This is a genomic window from Amycolatopsis sp. cmx-8-4 (assembly GCF_046548675.1).
Lineage (GTDB): Bacteria > Actinomycetota > Actinomycetes > Mycobacteriales > Pseudonocardiaceae > Amycolatopsis.
In genome coordinates, this window is the sequence record NZ_JAEBDZ010000009.1 from 59,185 (window position 1) to 74,124 (window position 14,940).

Annotated in this window: 11 protein-coding genes; all 11 read right to left on the reverse strand. The window is 69.0% G+C overall.

Going from position 1 to position 14,940, the window contains the following annotated elements; genetic code table 11:
• Nucleotides 1-102: 102 nt before the first annotated feature.
• The 11 genes from ACLJQZ_RS20535 to ACLJQZ_RS20585 all read right to left on the reverse strand — a co-directional run bounded on the left by ACLJQZ_RS20535 (nt 103) and on the right by ACLJQZ_RS20585 (nt 14,939).
• Entirely contained in the window at nt 103-3,615 is a 3,513-nt protein-coding gene (locus ACLJQZ_RS20535) for a DNA-directed RNA polymerase subunit beta (RefSeq protein WP_410621552.1), read from the reverse strand.
• 836 nt (nt 3,616-4,451) lie between these two features.
• On the reverse strand, nt 4,452-5,318 hold the full coding sequence (locus ACLJQZ_RS20540) for an ADP-ribosylglycohydrolase family protein (RefSeq protein ID WP_410621553.1): 867 nt from the start codon (nt 5,316-5,318) through the stop codon (nt 4,452-4,454).
• An 87-nt stretch (nt 5,319-5,405) separates the two neighbouring features.
• Nucleotides 5,406-6,428: a hypothetical protein gene (locus tag ACLJQZ_RS20545; protein WP_410621812.1), complete on the reverse strand. Its 1,023-nt coding sequence runs from the start codon at nt 6,426-6,428 to the stop codon at nt 5,406-5,408.
• 81 nt (nt 6,429-6,509) lie between these two features.
• Nucleotides 6,510-7,109: a hypothetical protein gene (locus ACLJQZ_RS20550; RefSeq protein WP_247060493.1), complete on the reverse strand. Its 600-nt coding sequence runs from the start codon at nt 7,107-7,109 to the stop codon at nt 6,510-6,512.
• A 36-nt stretch (nt 7,110-7,145) separates the two neighbouring features.
• The gene (locus tag ACLJQZ_RS20555; RefSeq protein WP_410621554.1) at nt 7,146-8,411 is read right to left on the reverse strand and encodes an MCE family protein; all 1,266 of its coding nucleotides are present in this window, start codon (nt 8,409-8,411) and stop codon (nt 7,146-7,148) included.
• Complete coding sequence (locus tag ACLJQZ_RS20560) at nt 8,411-9,595, reverse strand: MCE family protein (protein ID WP_410621555.1); 1,185 nt, start codon at nt 9,593-9,595, stop codon at nt 8,411-8,413. The genes ACLJQZ_RS20555 and ACLJQZ_RS20560 overlap by 1 nt, the downstream gene beginning before the upstream one ends.
• Nucleotides 9,592-10,776 (reverse strand): MCE family protein, encoded by a 1,185-nt coding sequence (locus ACLJQZ_RS20565; RefSeq protein WP_410621556.1) that lies wholly within the window; start codon nt 10,774-10,776, stop codon nt 9,592-9,594. The genes ACLJQZ_RS20560 and ACLJQZ_RS20565 overlap by 4 nt, the downstream gene beginning before the upstream one ends.
• A complete protein-coding gene (locus ACLJQZ_RS20570; protein ID WP_410621557.1) occupies nt 10,773-11,759 on the reverse strand; it encodes an MCE family protein in 987 nt (328 codons plus the stop codon). The genes ACLJQZ_RS20565 and ACLJQZ_RS20570 overlap by 4 nt, the downstream gene beginning before the upstream one ends.
• Nucleotides 11,756-12,784: an MCE family protein gene (locus ACLJQZ_RS20575; RefSeq protein ID WP_410621558.1), complete on the reverse strand. Its 1,029-nt coding sequence runs from the start codon at nt 12,782-12,784 to the stop codon at nt 11,756-11,758. Before ACLJQZ_RS20575 ends, ACLJQZ_RS20570 begins: the two co-directional genes overlap by 4 nt.
• Nucleotides 12,781-14,106, reverse strand: a complete 1,326-nt coding sequence (locus tag ACLJQZ_RS20580; protein WP_410621559.1) for an MCE family protein — start codon at nt 14,104-14,106, stop codon at nt 12,781-12,783. The genes ACLJQZ_RS20575 and ACLJQZ_RS20580 overlap by 4 nt, the downstream gene beginning before the upstream one ends.
• A complete protein-coding gene (locus ACLJQZ_RS20585) occupies nt 14,103-14,939 on the reverse strand; it encodes an MlaE family ABC transporter permease (RefSeq protein ID WP_410621560.1) in 837 nt (278 codons plus the stop codon). Before ACLJQZ_RS20585 ends, ACLJQZ_RS20580 begins: the two co-directional genes overlap by 4 nt.
• Nucleotide 14,940: the final 1 nt, after the last annotated feature.

The following is a 14,940-nucleotide window of genomic DNA, read 5'->3' on the forward strand; positions in this document are numbered from 1 at the left end:
ATTTCGGGGGTCTGGGGGTCGCTCCCCAGATATCCCAGTCGACTAGAGGGGTTGGCGGGCGAGCTGGGACCCGCGGGAGGCAGGTCCCAGCTCAGCTCGCGATCAGTGCACGACGTCGTCCACCGAGGGCGACTCGTTGCGGGACAGGTTGATGCCGAGGTTCGCCGCCGCGCGCTCAAGGTCCTCGTCGTCGGAGTCGCGCATCTCGATGGCCGCACCGTCGCTGGAGAGCACCTCGACGTTCAGGCACAGCGACTGGAGCTCCTTGAGGAGCACCTTGAACGACTCCGGGATACCCGGCTCGGGGATGTTCTCCCCCTTGACGATGGCCTCGTACACCTTGACGCGGCCGACCACGTCGTCCGACTTGATCGTCAGCAGCTCCTGCAGCGTGTAGGCAGCGCCGTACGCCTGCATCGCCCAGCACTCCATCTCACCGAAGCGCTGGCCACCGAACTGCGCCTTACCACCCAGCGGCTGCTGCGTGATCATCGAGTACGGACCGGTGGAGCGGGCGTGGATCTTGTCGTCGACCAGGTGGTGCAGCTTCAGGATGTACATGTAGCCGACGGCGACCGGGTACGGGTACGGCTCGCCGGACCGGCCGTCGAGCAGCGTGGCCTTGCCGTTCTCCTTGACCATGCGCTCGCCGTCGCGGTTCGGCTTGGTCGCCCCGAGCAGCCCGGTGAGCTCCTCTTCCTTCGCGCCGTCGAACACCGGGGTCGCGGTGTTCGTGCCGGGCGCGACGTCGTAGAGCTCCTCGTTGAGGTTCTTCGCCCAGTCGGGGTTGCCCTTGATCTCCCAGCCCTGCGAGGCCAGCCAGCCCAGGTGCAACTCGAGGATCTGGCCGATGTTCATCCGTCGCGGCACACCGTGCGTGTTCAGGATGATGTCGACGGGCGTGCCGTCCTCCATGAACGGCATGTCCTCGGCCGGCAGGATCTTGCCGATGACGCCCTTGTTGCCGTGGCGCCCGGCGAGCTTGTCGCCCGGCTGGATCTTGCGCTTCTGGGCCACGTAGACGCGGACCAGCTCGTTGACGCCCGGGGGCAGCTCGTCGTCGTCCTCGCGCGAGAACACGCGGATGCCGATGACCTTGCCGGTCTCGCCGTGCGGCACCTTCAGCGAGGTGTCGCGGACTTCGCGGGCCTTCTCGCCGAAGATCGCGCGGAGCAGGCGCTCTTCCGGCGTCAGCTCGGTCTCGCCCTTCGGCGTGACCTTGCCGACGAGGATGTCGCCGTCGCGGACCTCGGCACCGATCCGGATGATGCCGCGCTCGTCGAGGTCGGCCAGGACCTCCTCCGAGACGTTCGGGATGTCCCGGGTGATCTCCTCGGCGCCCAGCTTGGTGTCGCGGGCGTCGATCTCGTGCTCCTCGATGTGGATCGACGTGAGCACGTCGTCCTGCACCAGGCGCTCCGAGAGGATGATCGCGTCCTCGTAGTTGTGGCCCTCCCACGGCATCACCGCGACGAGCAGGTTCTTGCCGAGCGCCATCTCACCGTTCTCGGTGGACGGGCCGTCGGCGATGACCTGACCCTGCTCGACCCGGTCGCCCTCGTTGACGATCGGGCGGTGGTTGAAGCAGGTGCCGTGGTTCGAGCGGCGGAACTTGTACAGTCCGTAGCTCTTCCGCGTGCCGTCGTCGTGCATGATCGTGATCAGGTCCGCCGAGAGCTCCTCGATGACACCCGACTGCTCGGCGACGAGCACGTCACCGGCGTCGACCGCGGCACGCAGCTCCACCCCGGTGCCGACGTACGGCGCCTGGTTGCGGAGCAGCGGCACGGCCTGGCGCTGCATGTTCGCACCCATCAGGGCGCGGTTCGCGTCGTCGTGCTCGAGGAACGGGATCATCGCCGTCGCGACCGAGACCATCTGCCGCGGCGAGACGTCCATGTAGTCGATGTCGAGCGGGTCGATCAGCTCGACCTCGCCGCCCTTGCGGCGCGCCATGACCCGGTCTTCGACGTAGGTGCCGTCGTCGGTGATCGGTGCGTTGGCCTGCGCCTTGACGTACCGGTCCTCCTCGTCCGCGGTCAGGTAGTCGACCTGGTCGGTGACCCGGCCCTCGACGACCTTGCGGTATGGCGTCTCGATGAAGCCGAACGGGTTGACCCGCGCGTAGGAGCAGAGCGAGCCGATCAGGCCGATGTTCGGGCCTTCCGGCGTCTCGATCGGGCACATCCGGCCGTAGTGCGACGGGTGGACGTCCCGGACCTCCATGCCGGCGCGCTCACGGGACAGACCACCCGGGCCGAGGGCCGACAGACGACGCTTGTGCGTCAGGCCCGACAGCGGGTTGTTCTGGTCCATGAACTGCGACAGCTGCGAGGTGCCGAAGAACTCCTTGATCGCCGCGCCGATCGGGCGGATGTTGATCAGGGTCTGCGGGGTGATCGCCTCGACGTCCTGCGTGGTCATGCGCTCACGCACGACTCGCTCGGTGCGCGACAGGCCGACCCGGATCTGGTTCTGGATCAGCTCGCCGACGGTGCGCAGGCGACGGTTGCCGAAGTGGTCGATGTCGTCGGTCTCGACCGGGATCTCGGTGCCGTTGTCGGCGTCCATCCGGTCCTCGCCGGCGTGCAGCCGGACCAGGTACTCGATGGTGGTGACGATGTCCTCTTCGGTCAGCGTCCCCGTGTCGTACGGCGTCGACAGGCCGAGCTTCTTGTTGACCTTGTACCGGCCGACCTTGGCCAGGTCGTAGCGCTTCGCCTTGAAGAACAGGTTCTCCAGCAGGGTCTGCGCGCTCTCCTTCGTGGGCGGCTCGCCCGGGCGCAGCTTGCGGTAGATGTCGAGCAGGGCCTCGTCGGTGCCGGCCGTGTGGTCCTTCTCGAGGGTCGCCAGCAGCGTCTCCGAGAAGGAGAAGCGCTCGCGGATCGCCTCGGTGGTCCAGCCGAGCGCCTTCAGCAGCACGGTGACCGGCTGGCGGCGCTTGCGGTCGATCCGGACGCCGACGGTGTCGCGCTTGTCGACGTCGAACTCGAGCCACGCGCCGCGGCTCGGGATCACGCGGACGCTGAAGACGTCCTTGTCGGTCGTCTTGTCGACGTCCTTCGAGTAGTAGACGCCCGGCGAGCGGACCAGCTGGGACACGACGACACGCTCGGTGCCGTTGATGATGAAGGTGCCCTTGTCGGTCATCACCGGGAAGTCGCCCAGGAAGACCGTCTGGCTCTTGATCTCGCCCGTGTTGTTGTTGACGAACTCCGCCGTGACGAACAGCGGGGCCGCGTACGTCATGTCCTTGTCCTTGCACTCCTCGATCGAGGCCTTGACCTCGTCGAAGCGCGGAGCGGAGAAGGACAGGGACATCGAGCCGGAGAAGTCCTCGATCGGGGAGATCTCGTTGAGGACCTCTTCGAGGCCGCCGACCGGGTTTTCTTCACCTTCTTCGACACGGCGTTCGAACCACGCTACGTCCCCGGTGAACCACTGGAACGACTGGATCTGGACGTCGAGCAGGTTGGGGGTGTTGAGCGGTTCGCGAATCTTTGCGAAGGAAACCCGCTTGGGCGCGCCGGGGATTCCCCAGGCGTGCGCTGACTCCGAGCGAGATTCAGCCGAGGTGGTCGCAGCAGTGGCCTGGTTCGCGGGAGAGACTGCCAAGATGCGTCCTTCCGGGGACATGAGCGGTGACGGCCGCCATAGCAACAGCTATGAGCGACTGTCAAGGGTGCCGTGTGCCCACTATCCTAACTACCGGCTCCGGGCAGCCTGAAAGAGGGCAGCGCAAAGAGGCAGTCTAGCCCGAACGTCACGGTCTGTCCAGGGGGCGCTCCGGATGGGGCCCAGCCTGCTTCGCGACGTCTTCAGGTATGCCTCCAGGCGACCCGGTCGTCCCTCCCGCAAGGGCTGCCGGTTTCGCCGTCGGGAGTAAGCGTGAACCCACCGGGCGCGAGAGTCAAGATGCCACACGGGGGTCCCGCCGGTTGGCGCAGCGTGGAAGTAGGTCTGCGGAGCGTGAGCGGCCGAGTATCCTCCCAGCTACCGGCCAGTAGCGCCACCACTGTCCGCTGGACCTGCGGGTTTGCCGGGTTCTCACGCCGTGCGGCCGGTGTTCCGGACCACTTCGGACGGCCTCGGGTTCCGCCATCGGTGGCGTGTCGCGGCGGTTTGCGTGAGCGGTTGACGCCCTGCGGGGGCGACGTCACACCCGCACCAGGAGTCCCGCGCGCCCCGGCCCGTCCGGGCTCTTCCCGGGGCTTCCCGGCGCCTCCGCGGGGCTCGGTGGTCCGGTCGGCCGCCGTCGTCGGTGGCGGGGGCGCCGAGGGCCGCCGAGACGGGTCCGGCGGGGCGAGCGGAGTGACTCGGTCGGGTCACAGCTCGCCCACCGGTCCTCCGGGGCCGTCGACCGGTCGTGCCGGGCGCTCGGACCCGGCCGGTCAGCCGGACCCGCGTCGGCTCTTCGGGGGCGCCGAGTGCCGTCAGCCGGGGCTAGCCGCTCAGGGCCGGCCGGTGAGGCCGACCCACTCCGGCAGCGGCTCGCACGCCTCGAGCCACTGGTCCGGGATCGGCGTCCCGTCCGCGGCCAGGACGCCGCCCACGATGGCCGACACCGTGTCGACGTCCTCGGCCACCTGGGCCGCCGTCCAGAGGGCGTCGGTGAAGTTGTCGCCGAAGCGGGCCGCGATCCACAGCGCCAGCGGGACCGTGTCGTGCGCGGCCGTCTCGCGGCCCGTGCCCAGCTTGGCGGCCGCCTCGCGGGCGTCGGAAAACTTCAGGGCCCACGTCAGCCCGTCGCGCACCCGGCCGGGCGGGACCAGCGGGATCACCTCGTCCAGCAGGTCCGCGCCGGCCAGTCCGGGCGACGCGGCCCGCAGCGCGGCCGCCGCCGCGACGGCCACCGCGCCCGCGACGCCTTCGAAGTGCGAGTGCGTGACCACCGCGGACAGCTCGGCCTGGCGCAGCGCCTGCGGCAGCTGGTCGCAGAACCACGCGCCCAGCGGGGCCACGCGCATCGCGCCGCCGTTGCCCCAGGAGCCGCGGCCGTCCCGCTCCGCGACCTCCGGCCACGGCTGCCCGGCCTTGATCCGGGTCAGGCGCCACTCCGCGCCGGGGCCGTAGCCGCGGCCGGGGTCGAAGTGCTCGGCGAACGAGGCGGCGAGGGCGTCCTGGTCGAGGTGGCCGTGCCGCGCCAGGACGGCGACGATCGAACACGCCATCTCGGTGTCGTCGGTCCAGGTCCACGGCGCGGCCGGCAGCCGCCGGCCGGCGACGTCCGGGTGGTCGCCGGGCAGGAGGATCTGCGCACCGAAGGCGTCACCGACCGCTAGGCCGACGAGGCTGGCGTGCGCCTGCTCGAATCCCATCGGCCCACCGTAGCGGCGGGACTACCGCCCGCTGCGCACCGCCGGCGCCCCGGGATCGACGAGCGGCAGCGCCCGTCGCCCGGCGGCCTACTTGGTCGGGGACGGCGAAGCGGGCGGCGAAGCCGGGGCCGACGACGACGGCGCCGCGGTCGCGGCCGGGACCTTGGGCGCGTTGTACGTGTCCATGTCCGTGATCTTCCACTTGTCGCCCTGGAGCTGGGCGTTCAGGTGGAGCTGGGCGGTGCCGGCGGTCGTCTTCTTGGTGTCGGTGCGGGTCGAGGTCTGGTCGACGAAGACCATCACCTTCGCCAGGTCGTCGTTGAGCATGATCACCGCGGCCCGGGTGACCTTGCACGTGACGATCATCTTCTGGGCCGGCGCGAGCCGCTTCACCTCGCCCATCAGCGAGTTGTACTTGTTGCGGACGTCGTCGTTGGCGAGCAGGTCGTTCGCCGCGTCCTCGGTCTTCTTGATGTTGTTGAAGTCGTAGGAGAACAGGGACTCGGCCGCCTTCGAGACGGCGTCCTTCACCTGCGCGGTCTTCGCGACGTCCAGCAGCGCGGTGTTGCTGGTCGCGTTCGAGACCTGGACCTCTTCCATCTTGAAGAAGAACGCCAGCCCGCCCAGGATCAGCGCGACGAGCACCAGCGCACCGGCCACGAGGTACGGCCGCTGCGCGCGGGACGTCGCGAGCCCCGCCGGCTGGTCGGCGGACTCCTCGGGGACCTCGTCGACCTCGGTCGGCTTCGCGATCCCGGTGTCGCGCTTCTTCCGCCGCGGCGCCGGCCGGACCGGCTCGGCCTCGACGTCCGTGTCCGCGGGAGCTGCCGGCTCACCCGTGAGCGCGTCGACCTTCGGGTCCTCGTCGGTGCCGATCGCGGCGAACACGGCGGTGTCCTCGGCGGGCGCCGGGTCGATCCGCTCGGCGGGCGCTTCAAACGGCTCCTCGGCGGCCGGCTTCGCCACGGGCCGGGGCACCGGCCGCGGTGCCGGGCGCGGCCGCGGCTTGCGCGTCTCGGCGGGCGGTGAAGCGGACTCGGGCACGGCGGGGAGCTGGCCGGTCCGCTCGGCGGGCGACTCGTCCGTCGAGGGCTTGCGCAGCCCGGCCACGCGGGGCCGGCGCACCGGCGGGGTGCCGCGGGGCGGCTGGCGGCGGGAGGGGGGCACTACAAGCTCCTTCTGGGTGACGCTCTACTGGCCGGCCGCGACGAGGGGGACGCTGTCGATGCCGGACAGCTTCCAGTCGTCGCCCACGCGGGTCATCGACACTTCGAGGCGCAGCGGCTTCGCGCTGCTCTTGTCCCCCTGCGTGACGGTCGTGGCGATCGCGGCGAGGAAGCTGGCCTTGCCTTCGTGGTCGTCGAGCTCCTCGACGGCGATGTCCTGGACGTCCGTGGTGACTTTGGTCTTGGCGTCCGAGAGGGCCTTGCGGAACGTCGGCGCCGACTGGTCGATCTGCTGCGACATCGTGGCGTCCGAGACGGACTTCTGCCGGGCGAAGAAGCCGTCCAGATCCTGGTAGTCGACCTCGGTGTAGGCCTTCAGCGCGTTGGTGCCCGCCTTGACGACGGCTTCGCGCGAGGCGGCCAGCCCGGCGTTGGAGTCGGACGCGGCCGCCCACCACTGGATCCCGAAGAGCGCGGCGGCGATCAGCGCGGCCAGGGCCAGCGCCGCGGCCCCGAGCACCAGGATCCGCGAGGAGGACTCGTTCGGCGACGACGCCGCCGAAGACGCCCCGGCTTCCTCTTCGGGCTCCGCCACCGCGACGGCGGCCCGCTCGTCCGAACTCATAACACTCCAGGGTAGGTAACGGTCATCAAGTCCGCGTCAGGCGAGCCCGAGCAGCGAACCCAGGCTGTTGAGGCTGACGCCGGGGCTGCCGATGATGCCGGGCACGCCCCGCGTGTTCCGCTCCTCGGCCAGCTCGTCGGCCGGCCGGTTCGCGTTCGCCGCGACGTCGCTGTTGCTCGGCGCGACCGGCACCCCGTTGTACGGCGCGTTCTGCGCGCCGCGCACGTTGATCGGGCTGCCCTTCGGTTCGGCACAGTACGCGTCTTCCTTCGCCGGCTTCGCCGAAAGGTCGGCCCCCGTGCGGTACTGCTGGTACGGGATGTAGCCCTTGGTGCAGGCCGGCGGGTTGAAGAGGTTGAGCACCAGCCCGAGGTGCGCGGTGCCGTCACCCGGCGCGACGCTGCTGGCCGCGCCGGCCAGCGCCGGGTACGTCACCAGGCCCTGCTCGATGCCGTCCAGCCGGGTCACGGTCAGGTTGGCCGTGGTGAGCAGGTTCGCCGTCAGCGCGCCCAGGCCCGGGCCGGACTCGGCCAGCACCTGGCTGATCTGCGACGCCACCTGCGGCGTGATGCCGATGAGCTTGCGCAGGTCGCCGTCGGAGTTCTTCAGGGTGCCGGTGAGCTCGTTGAGGCTCTTGCTGAACGACGCGAAGTTCGCCGCCTCGTCGTTCTGCGTGTCGAGCACCTGGCCACCGGCGTCGAGCAGCTGGATCGTCTGCGGCAGGTACTGCTGCGCCGTCGTGGTGAAGCTGCGCGCGGTGTCGAGCAGCTTCTGCAGGTCGCCGCCGGTGCCCTGGAACGCGTCGTAGGACTCGTCGACGACCGTGCGCAGCGAGTCGACCGGGACCGACGCCGCGAGCGAGTCGAGGTCGCCGATCAGCCGGTCGGTGCTGACCGGAGTGGTCGTCTTGCCGGCCGGGATGACCGAGCCGGCCGCGAGGTACGGCCCCTTGTCGCCCTTAGGCCGCAGGTCGACGTACTGCTCACCGACGGCCGAGCGGTTGGCGACGACGGCGTCGAGGTCCGCGGGGACCTGCGGCGCCGACGGGTCGATGTCGAGATCCGCCTCCAGGCCGGTCTGGGTGAGCCGCAGCTCCCCCACTCGCCCGACGTTGAAGCCGCGGTAGGTGACCTCCGCGTTGGTGAAGATGCCGCCCGACTCGTTGAGCTCGAGCTTCACCGTGTAGCCGCTGTTGCCGAACACCGTGCCGAGCCCGGCGAACCGGATCAGCGCGTACACGATCGCGGCGATCGAGATGATCGCGAACGCGACCAGCTGGAACCTCGTCCTGCGCACCAGCATCAGCCGTTACCTCCCGACAGGAGACCGAAGAGCCCGGACAGGCCGGACGACTTCCCGGGTTGACCCGACTGACCGCTTTCGCCGGGGATCGGCAGCGGCGGCGGCTGGTTGGCGGGCGTGCCCTCGACGCCACCGGTCAGGCCCGGGAGCGGAAGCTGCCCGTTCAGGATGTTCTGCCGGCTGTTGCCCAGGTTGCTGACGATGTTCTGCAGGTTCAGGTCCACCTTGGCGTACAGGTTGAAGTAGTCGCCCTTGACGCCGTTGACGGCCTGGTCGCTGAACGGGAACGTCAGCAGGATCTGCAGCGCCTTCGGCAGGTCGTTGCCCGCCTCGCCGAGCTTCTGCAGCGTCGGCGTCAACGCCTTCAGGTCGGCGACGAGGTCCTTCTGCGACGCGTTCACCGTCTCGGTGGCCACGCCGGAGAGGTTGTTCAACGCGTTGAGCATCGTGACGAGCTGGCCGCGCTGCGACTCGAGCACGCCGAGGCCGGGCCCGAGGTTGTCGACCGCGCCGACCAGCTTGTCCTTCTGGTCGTTGAGCGTCGAGGAGAGCCGGTTCAGCCCGTCGAGGGCGCGGGTGATGTTCTTCGACTGGTTGTCCAGGTTGGTGACCAGCAGGTTCGCGTTGTCCAGCAGCGCCTTGATGTCCGGCTCGCGGCCCGACGTGGCGTTGTTGAGCTCCTTGGTGATGGTGTTGAGCTGGTCGACGCCACCGCCGTTGAGCAGCAGGGACAGCGCGCCGAGCAGCTCTTCGACCTCGACGCTGCGGTTCGTCCGGGCCAGCGGGATCGTCGCGTTGTCGGCGAGCTTGCCCTGGGCCTGGTCGTCACCCGGCGAGGCCAGCTCGACGTACTTCTCGCCGAGCAGGCTGGACTGCTTCACGTTGGCCAGCGCGTTGGCCGGCAGCTTGACGTCGCCGTTGACCTTGAGCGTCACCAGCGCGTGCCAGCCGTCCTTGGTGAGGCCGACGTTCTCGACCTGCCCGATCGGCACCTCGTTGACCTTCACGCCCGCCTTCGGCGTCAGGTCGAGGACGTCCCGGAACTCGACGTTCACCGTGTACGGGTGGTCGCCGAGGTCGGCGCCGCCGGGCAGCGGCAGGTCGTAGATGCCCTTGAAGGAGCAGCCGGTGAGCACCAGCGCGGACGCCGTCACCAGCGCTCCGACGGTCAGCAGCTTCTTCACTGGCCACCTCCGAAGAGCTGCCCGGCGATGGGCAGCGGCAAGGGCGGCAGCTGACCGGACTGCAGGGCCTGCAGGGTCTGCGCCAGGGACGGCAGCGGGATCACCTTGTCGACCACGCCGGCGATGTTCTCGCAGGCGTTGCCGAGCACGTCCGGGATGCTGTTGGTGCCGACCTGCTTGAGCAGCCGGCAGATCATCACCAGCGGCGGCTGGGTCAGCTCGTTGAGGTTCGGCCGGGCGTCGAGCGTGCCGGCCGCGCCGTTGTAGGTGTTGACCAGGTTGCTCAGGCCGACCGGCGCGACGTCGAGGATCTCGGCGAGTGAGCTGCGCTGGTCGACGAGCACGTTGGTGATGCCGGCCAGCTTGTCCACATTGGACTTGAGCCGGTCGTGGTTCTGGTCGATGAACGCCTGCACCGAGGTGAGCGTGGTGCCCAGCTGCTGCACGGTCGCGGCCAGGTTGTCCTTTTCGGACGCCAGGTAGCCGCTGACGTCGGCGAGCTGGCCCTCGAAGTTGCGGACCTGGCTGTCGGAGTCGGCCAGCGACTGCGAGAACTTGCCGAGGTTCTCGACCGTGGAGAACAGGTCGTCCTTGTTGCCGGCCAGCGTGCCGGCCGCCTGGCCGAGCTTGGTGATCGTGTCGTGCAGGGCCTGGCCGTTGCCGTCGACGTTGGCCGCCGCGGTGTTCAGCAGGTTCGACAGCGACCCCTGCTTGTTGACGCCGTTGGGGCCGAGGGTCTCGCTGACCTTGGCCAGGCTGGCGGCGAGCTGGTCGACCTCGAGGGGCACCTCGGTGCGGTCGAGGCCGATGACGGCGCCGTCGGAGATCCGCGGGCCGCCGGTGTAGGCCGGGGCCAGCTGGACGTAGCGGTCCGACACCAGCGACGGCGCCACGATCAGCGCCTTGGCGTCGGCCGGGACGGCGACCGAGCGGTCGTACTCGAAGTCGACCTTCACCTGGTTGCCCATGGGCTGGATCTTGGTGACCGTGCCCATGTCGACGCCGAGCATTCGCACGCTGTTGCCCTCGTACAGGCCGACGGTGCCGGCGAAGTACGCGGTCAGGTGGTTGCGGCCGGCGTCCTTGAGCGTCCACCAGATCCCGCCGGCGACGACGAGCGCGAGGACGATCGCGATGGTGAAGGCCCGGGTCAGGGACTGGCCGAAGCGGGTGTCACTCATTTCGTGTAGCACCCCTCTTCGTTGAGCGGACCGAACGACGGCAGCACCAGGCCGCAGATGTAGTTGTCGAACCAGCGGCCGTTGCCGATGGTGTTGGTGAAGACGCGGATGAACGGCGCGAACTTCGCGATGCCCTGGCCCAGCGCGTCCTGGTTGCGCTGCAGCATCGACGTCAGCTGGTCGAGCTGGGTGAGCACCGGGTCCAGCTGCTTGCCGTTGTCGTCGATCAGGCCCTGCAGCTGCGTCGCCAGCTCGCGGGAGCCGTTCAGCAGCGAGGTGATCGCGTCTTCGCGCTTGGCCAGCTCGCCGAGCAGCGCGTTGCCGTCGGTGAGCAGCTTCTGCACCTCGGCGTCGCGGTCGACCAGCGTCTGAGACACCTCGCGGGTGTTGGCCAGCAGGTTCGACAGCTGGCTGTCGCGCGAAGCGATCGTGTCGGACAGCTTCGACAGCCCCGACAGCGCGCCCTTCACGTCCTGCGGCGTGTTGGCGAAGGTCCCCGAGATGGTGTCGAAGCTCTGCGCCAGCTGCTTCGTGTCGATGTCGTCGACGGTCTGCGAGAGCCCGCGGAACGCGTCGAGGACGTCGTAGGGGGCCATCGTGCGGTCCCGCGGGATGGCCGCGCCCGGGTTCAGCGCGCCCTCACCCTGCGGGTCCAGCGACAGGTACTTCTGCCCGAGCAGCGTCTTGATCTTGATCGCGGCGCTCGTCCGGTCGCCCAGCCAGGCGTCCTTGACCTTGAACGAGACCTTCACCGACGCGCCGTCGAGCGCGATGTCGCTGACCTTGCCGACCTTGACGCCGGCGATCCGGACGTCGTTGTCGGTCTGCAGCCCGGAAGCCTCGCTGAACTCGGCGGTGTAGGTCGTGCCGCCGCCGATCACCGGCAGGTCCTCGGAGTTCAGCGCGGCGATGAACGCCAGCGCCAGGACGGCGATGCCGACCAGCGCGATCGGGACGGGGTTGCGCTTCTGGAAGGACTTCATCCCGTGCACCTCGCCCGGTTGAGCGGCACCAGCGGGATCGGGACGTTGTTGATCAGTGGCGGCAAGCTGACGCTCCCGGAGAACTCGCAGGCGTAGAAGTTGAACCAGGAGCCGTAGTCCGCGGTGCGGGTCAGCGTGCTGACCTTCTCCGGCAGGAACTGGATGAAGTGCTCCAGCTCCGGCTCGTTCTTGTTGAGCTTGCCGGTCAGCGTGCCCAGCGCGCTGATGTCGTTCTTCAGCGGTTCGCGGACCTCGCCGAGCAGGCCGGACGTCGTCTGCGCCAGGTTGCCGAGGCTCTCGATCGCGTCGCCGATCGGCTTGCGGTCCGCGGCCAGCCCGGACACCAGCTGCTGCAGCTTCACGATCAGGTCGTTGAGCTGCGGGGTGTGCGCGTTGACCGTGTCGAGCACCGAGTTGAGGTTGTCGATGACCTGGCCGATGACCTGGTCCTTGTCGGCGATCGTGGTGGCCAGCGACGCGGTGTGCGACAGCAGGCTCTCCACGGTGCCGCCCTCGCCCTGCAGGACCTGGATGACCTCGTAGGACAGCTTGTTGACGTCGTCCGGGTTGAGCGCGGTGAACAGCGGCTTGAAGCCGTTGAACAGCTCGGTCAGGTCCAGCGCCGGCTGGGTCCGCTCCAGCGGGATGGTGCCGCCGGGGCCGAGCGCCTTGCCGGAGGTGTCGGCCCCCTCGCCGAGCGAGACGTAGCGCTGGCCGACCAGGTTGCGGAACTTGATCTGCGCGGTCACCCCGGCCGGCAGCTGCCGGCCGGCGTCGACCTCGAACTCGACCTCGGCCTGGCGCTTGTCGACGATCTTGACGTCCTTGACCTGCCCGACCCGGACGCCGGCGATGCGGACGTCGTCGTTGGGCAGCAGGAGCGTCGCGTCGGTGAAGCGCGCCTTGTAGGCGTTGGTGCTGGTCGTGTTGATGTTGGCGATGCTGATCCCGAGGATCGTCGTGAACAGCACGGTGACGACCACGAAGACCCCGAGCTTGATCAGCGGTGCGAGCAGTCCCCTCACTTGACCGTCACCTCCGCGCCCCGGTACAGCGGGCCGACGAGCAGCGCGCTCCAGCTGGGGACGTCCGCGGCGTTCATGCCGAGCTGCGGGCCGAGGAGGTCGGCCAGGAAGCCCTGCTCCGCCGTCGAGTACGCCAGGTCGCCGCCGGAGCCGTTGCTGCCGGTGGCGTCGGCCTTGAAGTTGGCCGGGTTGAGCCCTTCACCGACGGTTTTCGGCGCGGTCTGGTGCTTCGTGCCGTCCTGGAAGGCGCCGTCCGGCGGCTCCGAGGGGAACGGGTTCGGCAGCTTGTCCGAGTCGTAGCAGCGTGGGCCGCGCTTGTCGTCGAACCGCGGCTCTTCCTTGCCCGCTTCGTACGGCGCGCGCGGCACGACGACCTCGATCGTCGCGTGCAGGCCGGGCTGGTCGGTGCCCTTGCCCAGCGCCTGGTCGATCAGCGGGACGTTCTTGGCCATCTGGGAGATCACGCAGGGGTACTCCGGCGCGTACTTCGCCAGCAGCTCGGCCGTCGGCCGGGCGGTCGAGGCGAGGGAGATGATGTTGTCCTTGTTGTTCTGCAGGAACGTCTGCAGGTCCACGGAAGCCTGGGTCAGGGTGCCGTAGAGGTTCGACAGGTTCTGCTGCTGGTCGACCACCGTGCGGGTGGTCGTGCTCAGGTTGTCGAGGCTCTGCACCAGGTCCGGCGCCGAGTCCTTGAGGTGGTCGGAGAACTCCGCGAGCGCCTTGAGGTTGTGCTGCAGCTCCGGCTCGTGCGGGTTCAGCTCGCCGATGTAGCTGCCCAGCTGCGTCAGCGTGTCGCCGAGCTGGTCGCCGCGGCCGGACAGCGCGGTCGAGATCGCGGTGAGCGTCGCCGACAGCTTCTGCGGCTGGACCGCCTGCAGCACCGGCATCAGGTGCGCGAACGCCTGCTCCAGCTCGATCGCGCTCGACGTCCGGTCCTGCGGGATCACGTCGCCGTTCGTCAGCGTCTTCGACGACGGCTTGGCCGGGATCTCCAGCGAGACGAAGCGCTCACCGAAGAGCGTCTTCGGCAGGAACCGCGCCGAGACGTTCTCCGGGATCAGCTTCGCCGACTCCGGGTTCAGCGCGAGCGTCAGCTCCGCGCCATTGCCGGTGGCCGAGATGTCCTTCACCGAGCCGACGATGAGCCCGCGGACCTTGACGTCGGACTGCTGGATCAGCTGGTTGCCGATCTTGTCGGCCTGCAGCTTCACCGTGACGAACGAGGTGAAGGCCTTGTCGTAGAGCGCGATGGAGAGCGCCACGCCGCCGACCATCACGGCGACCAGCAGCAGGCCCAGCAGCCTGCGTCGCAACGTGGTCATCCCGCGATCCTTACCGTGACGTCGGTTCCCCAGATGGCGAAGCCGATGAAGAAGTTCATGATCGAGACCGTGACGATCGAGAGCCGGACCGCCTTGCCCACCGCCACGCCGACACCGGCCGGGCCACCGGTGGCCCGGTACCCGAAGTAGCAGTGCGACAGGATGATCAGGACGCTGAAGAGCAGCACCTTGATGAACGAATAGAGCACGTCCTGCGGTGGCAGGAACAGGTCGAAGTAGTGGTCGTAGGTACCGGCCGACTGGTTGTAGATGTAGATCACGACCAGTCTCGACGCGAGGTACGAGCTCAGCAGGCCGATGATGTAGAGCGGGATGACCGCGACGAACCCGGCGATGATCCGGGTCGTCACCAGGTACGGCAGGCTCGGCACGCCCATCACCTCGAGCGCGTCGATCTCCTCGGAGATCCGCATCGCGCCGAGCTGCGCGGTGAACCCGGCGCCGACCGTCGCGCTCAAGGCGAGGCCGGCGACCAGCGGCGCGATCTCGCGGGTGTTGAAGAACGCCGTCAGGAAGCCGGTGAAGGCCGACGTCCCGATCGAGTTCAGCGCCGAGTAGCCCTGGAGGCCGACGAGGACACCGGTGAACAGCGTCAGGCCGACCATCACCCCGACCGTGCCGCCGATGACCGCCAGCGAGCCGGAACCGAAGCTCACCTCGGCCAGCAGCCGGAGGACTTCCTTGGTGTAGCGGCGCAGGGTCCGCGGCGTCCACAGCAACGCACGGCCGTAGAACGACATCTGGTCACCCAAGGTGTCCAGCGTCTGGAGGGGTCGGTTGGCGACGGTTTTCGCGCGTGCAAGGAACGTCATG

What these genes read in the sequence shown, in the direction of transcription:
- ACLJQZ_RS20550 (WP_247060493.1), bottom strand. Translation starts at nt 7,109, where the DNA reads ATGAGTTCGGACGAGCGGGCCGCCGTCGCGGTGGCGGAGCCCGAAGAG.
- ACLJQZ_RS20580 (WP_410621559.1), bottom strand. Translation starts at nt 14,106, where the DNA reads ATGACCACGTTGCGACGCAGGCTGCTGGGCCTGCTGCTGGTCGCCGTG.
- ACLJQZ_RS20540 (WP_410621553.1), bottom strand. Translation starts at nt 5,318, where the DNA reads ATGGGATTCGAGCAGGCGCACGCCAGCCTCGTCGGCCTAGCGGTCGGT.
- ACLJQZ_RS20585 (WP_410621560.1), bottom strand. Translation starts at nt 14,939, where the DNA reads ATGACGTTCCTTGCACGCGCGAAAACCGTCGCCAACCGACCCCTCCAG.
- ACLJQZ_RS20555 (WP_410621554.1), bottom strand. Translation starts at nt 8,411, where the DNA reads ATGCTGGTGCGCAGGACGAGGTTCCAGCTGGTCGCGTTCGCGATCATC.
- ACLJQZ_RS20570 (WP_410621557.1), bottom strand. Translation starts at nt 11,759, where the DNA reads ATGAAGTCCTTCCAGAAGCGCAACCCCGTCCCGATCGCGCTGGTCGGC.
- ACLJQZ_RS20565 (WP_410621556.1), bottom strand. Translation starts at nt 10,776, where the DNA reads ATGAGTGACACCCGCTTCGGCCAGTCCCTGACCCGGGCCTTCACCATC.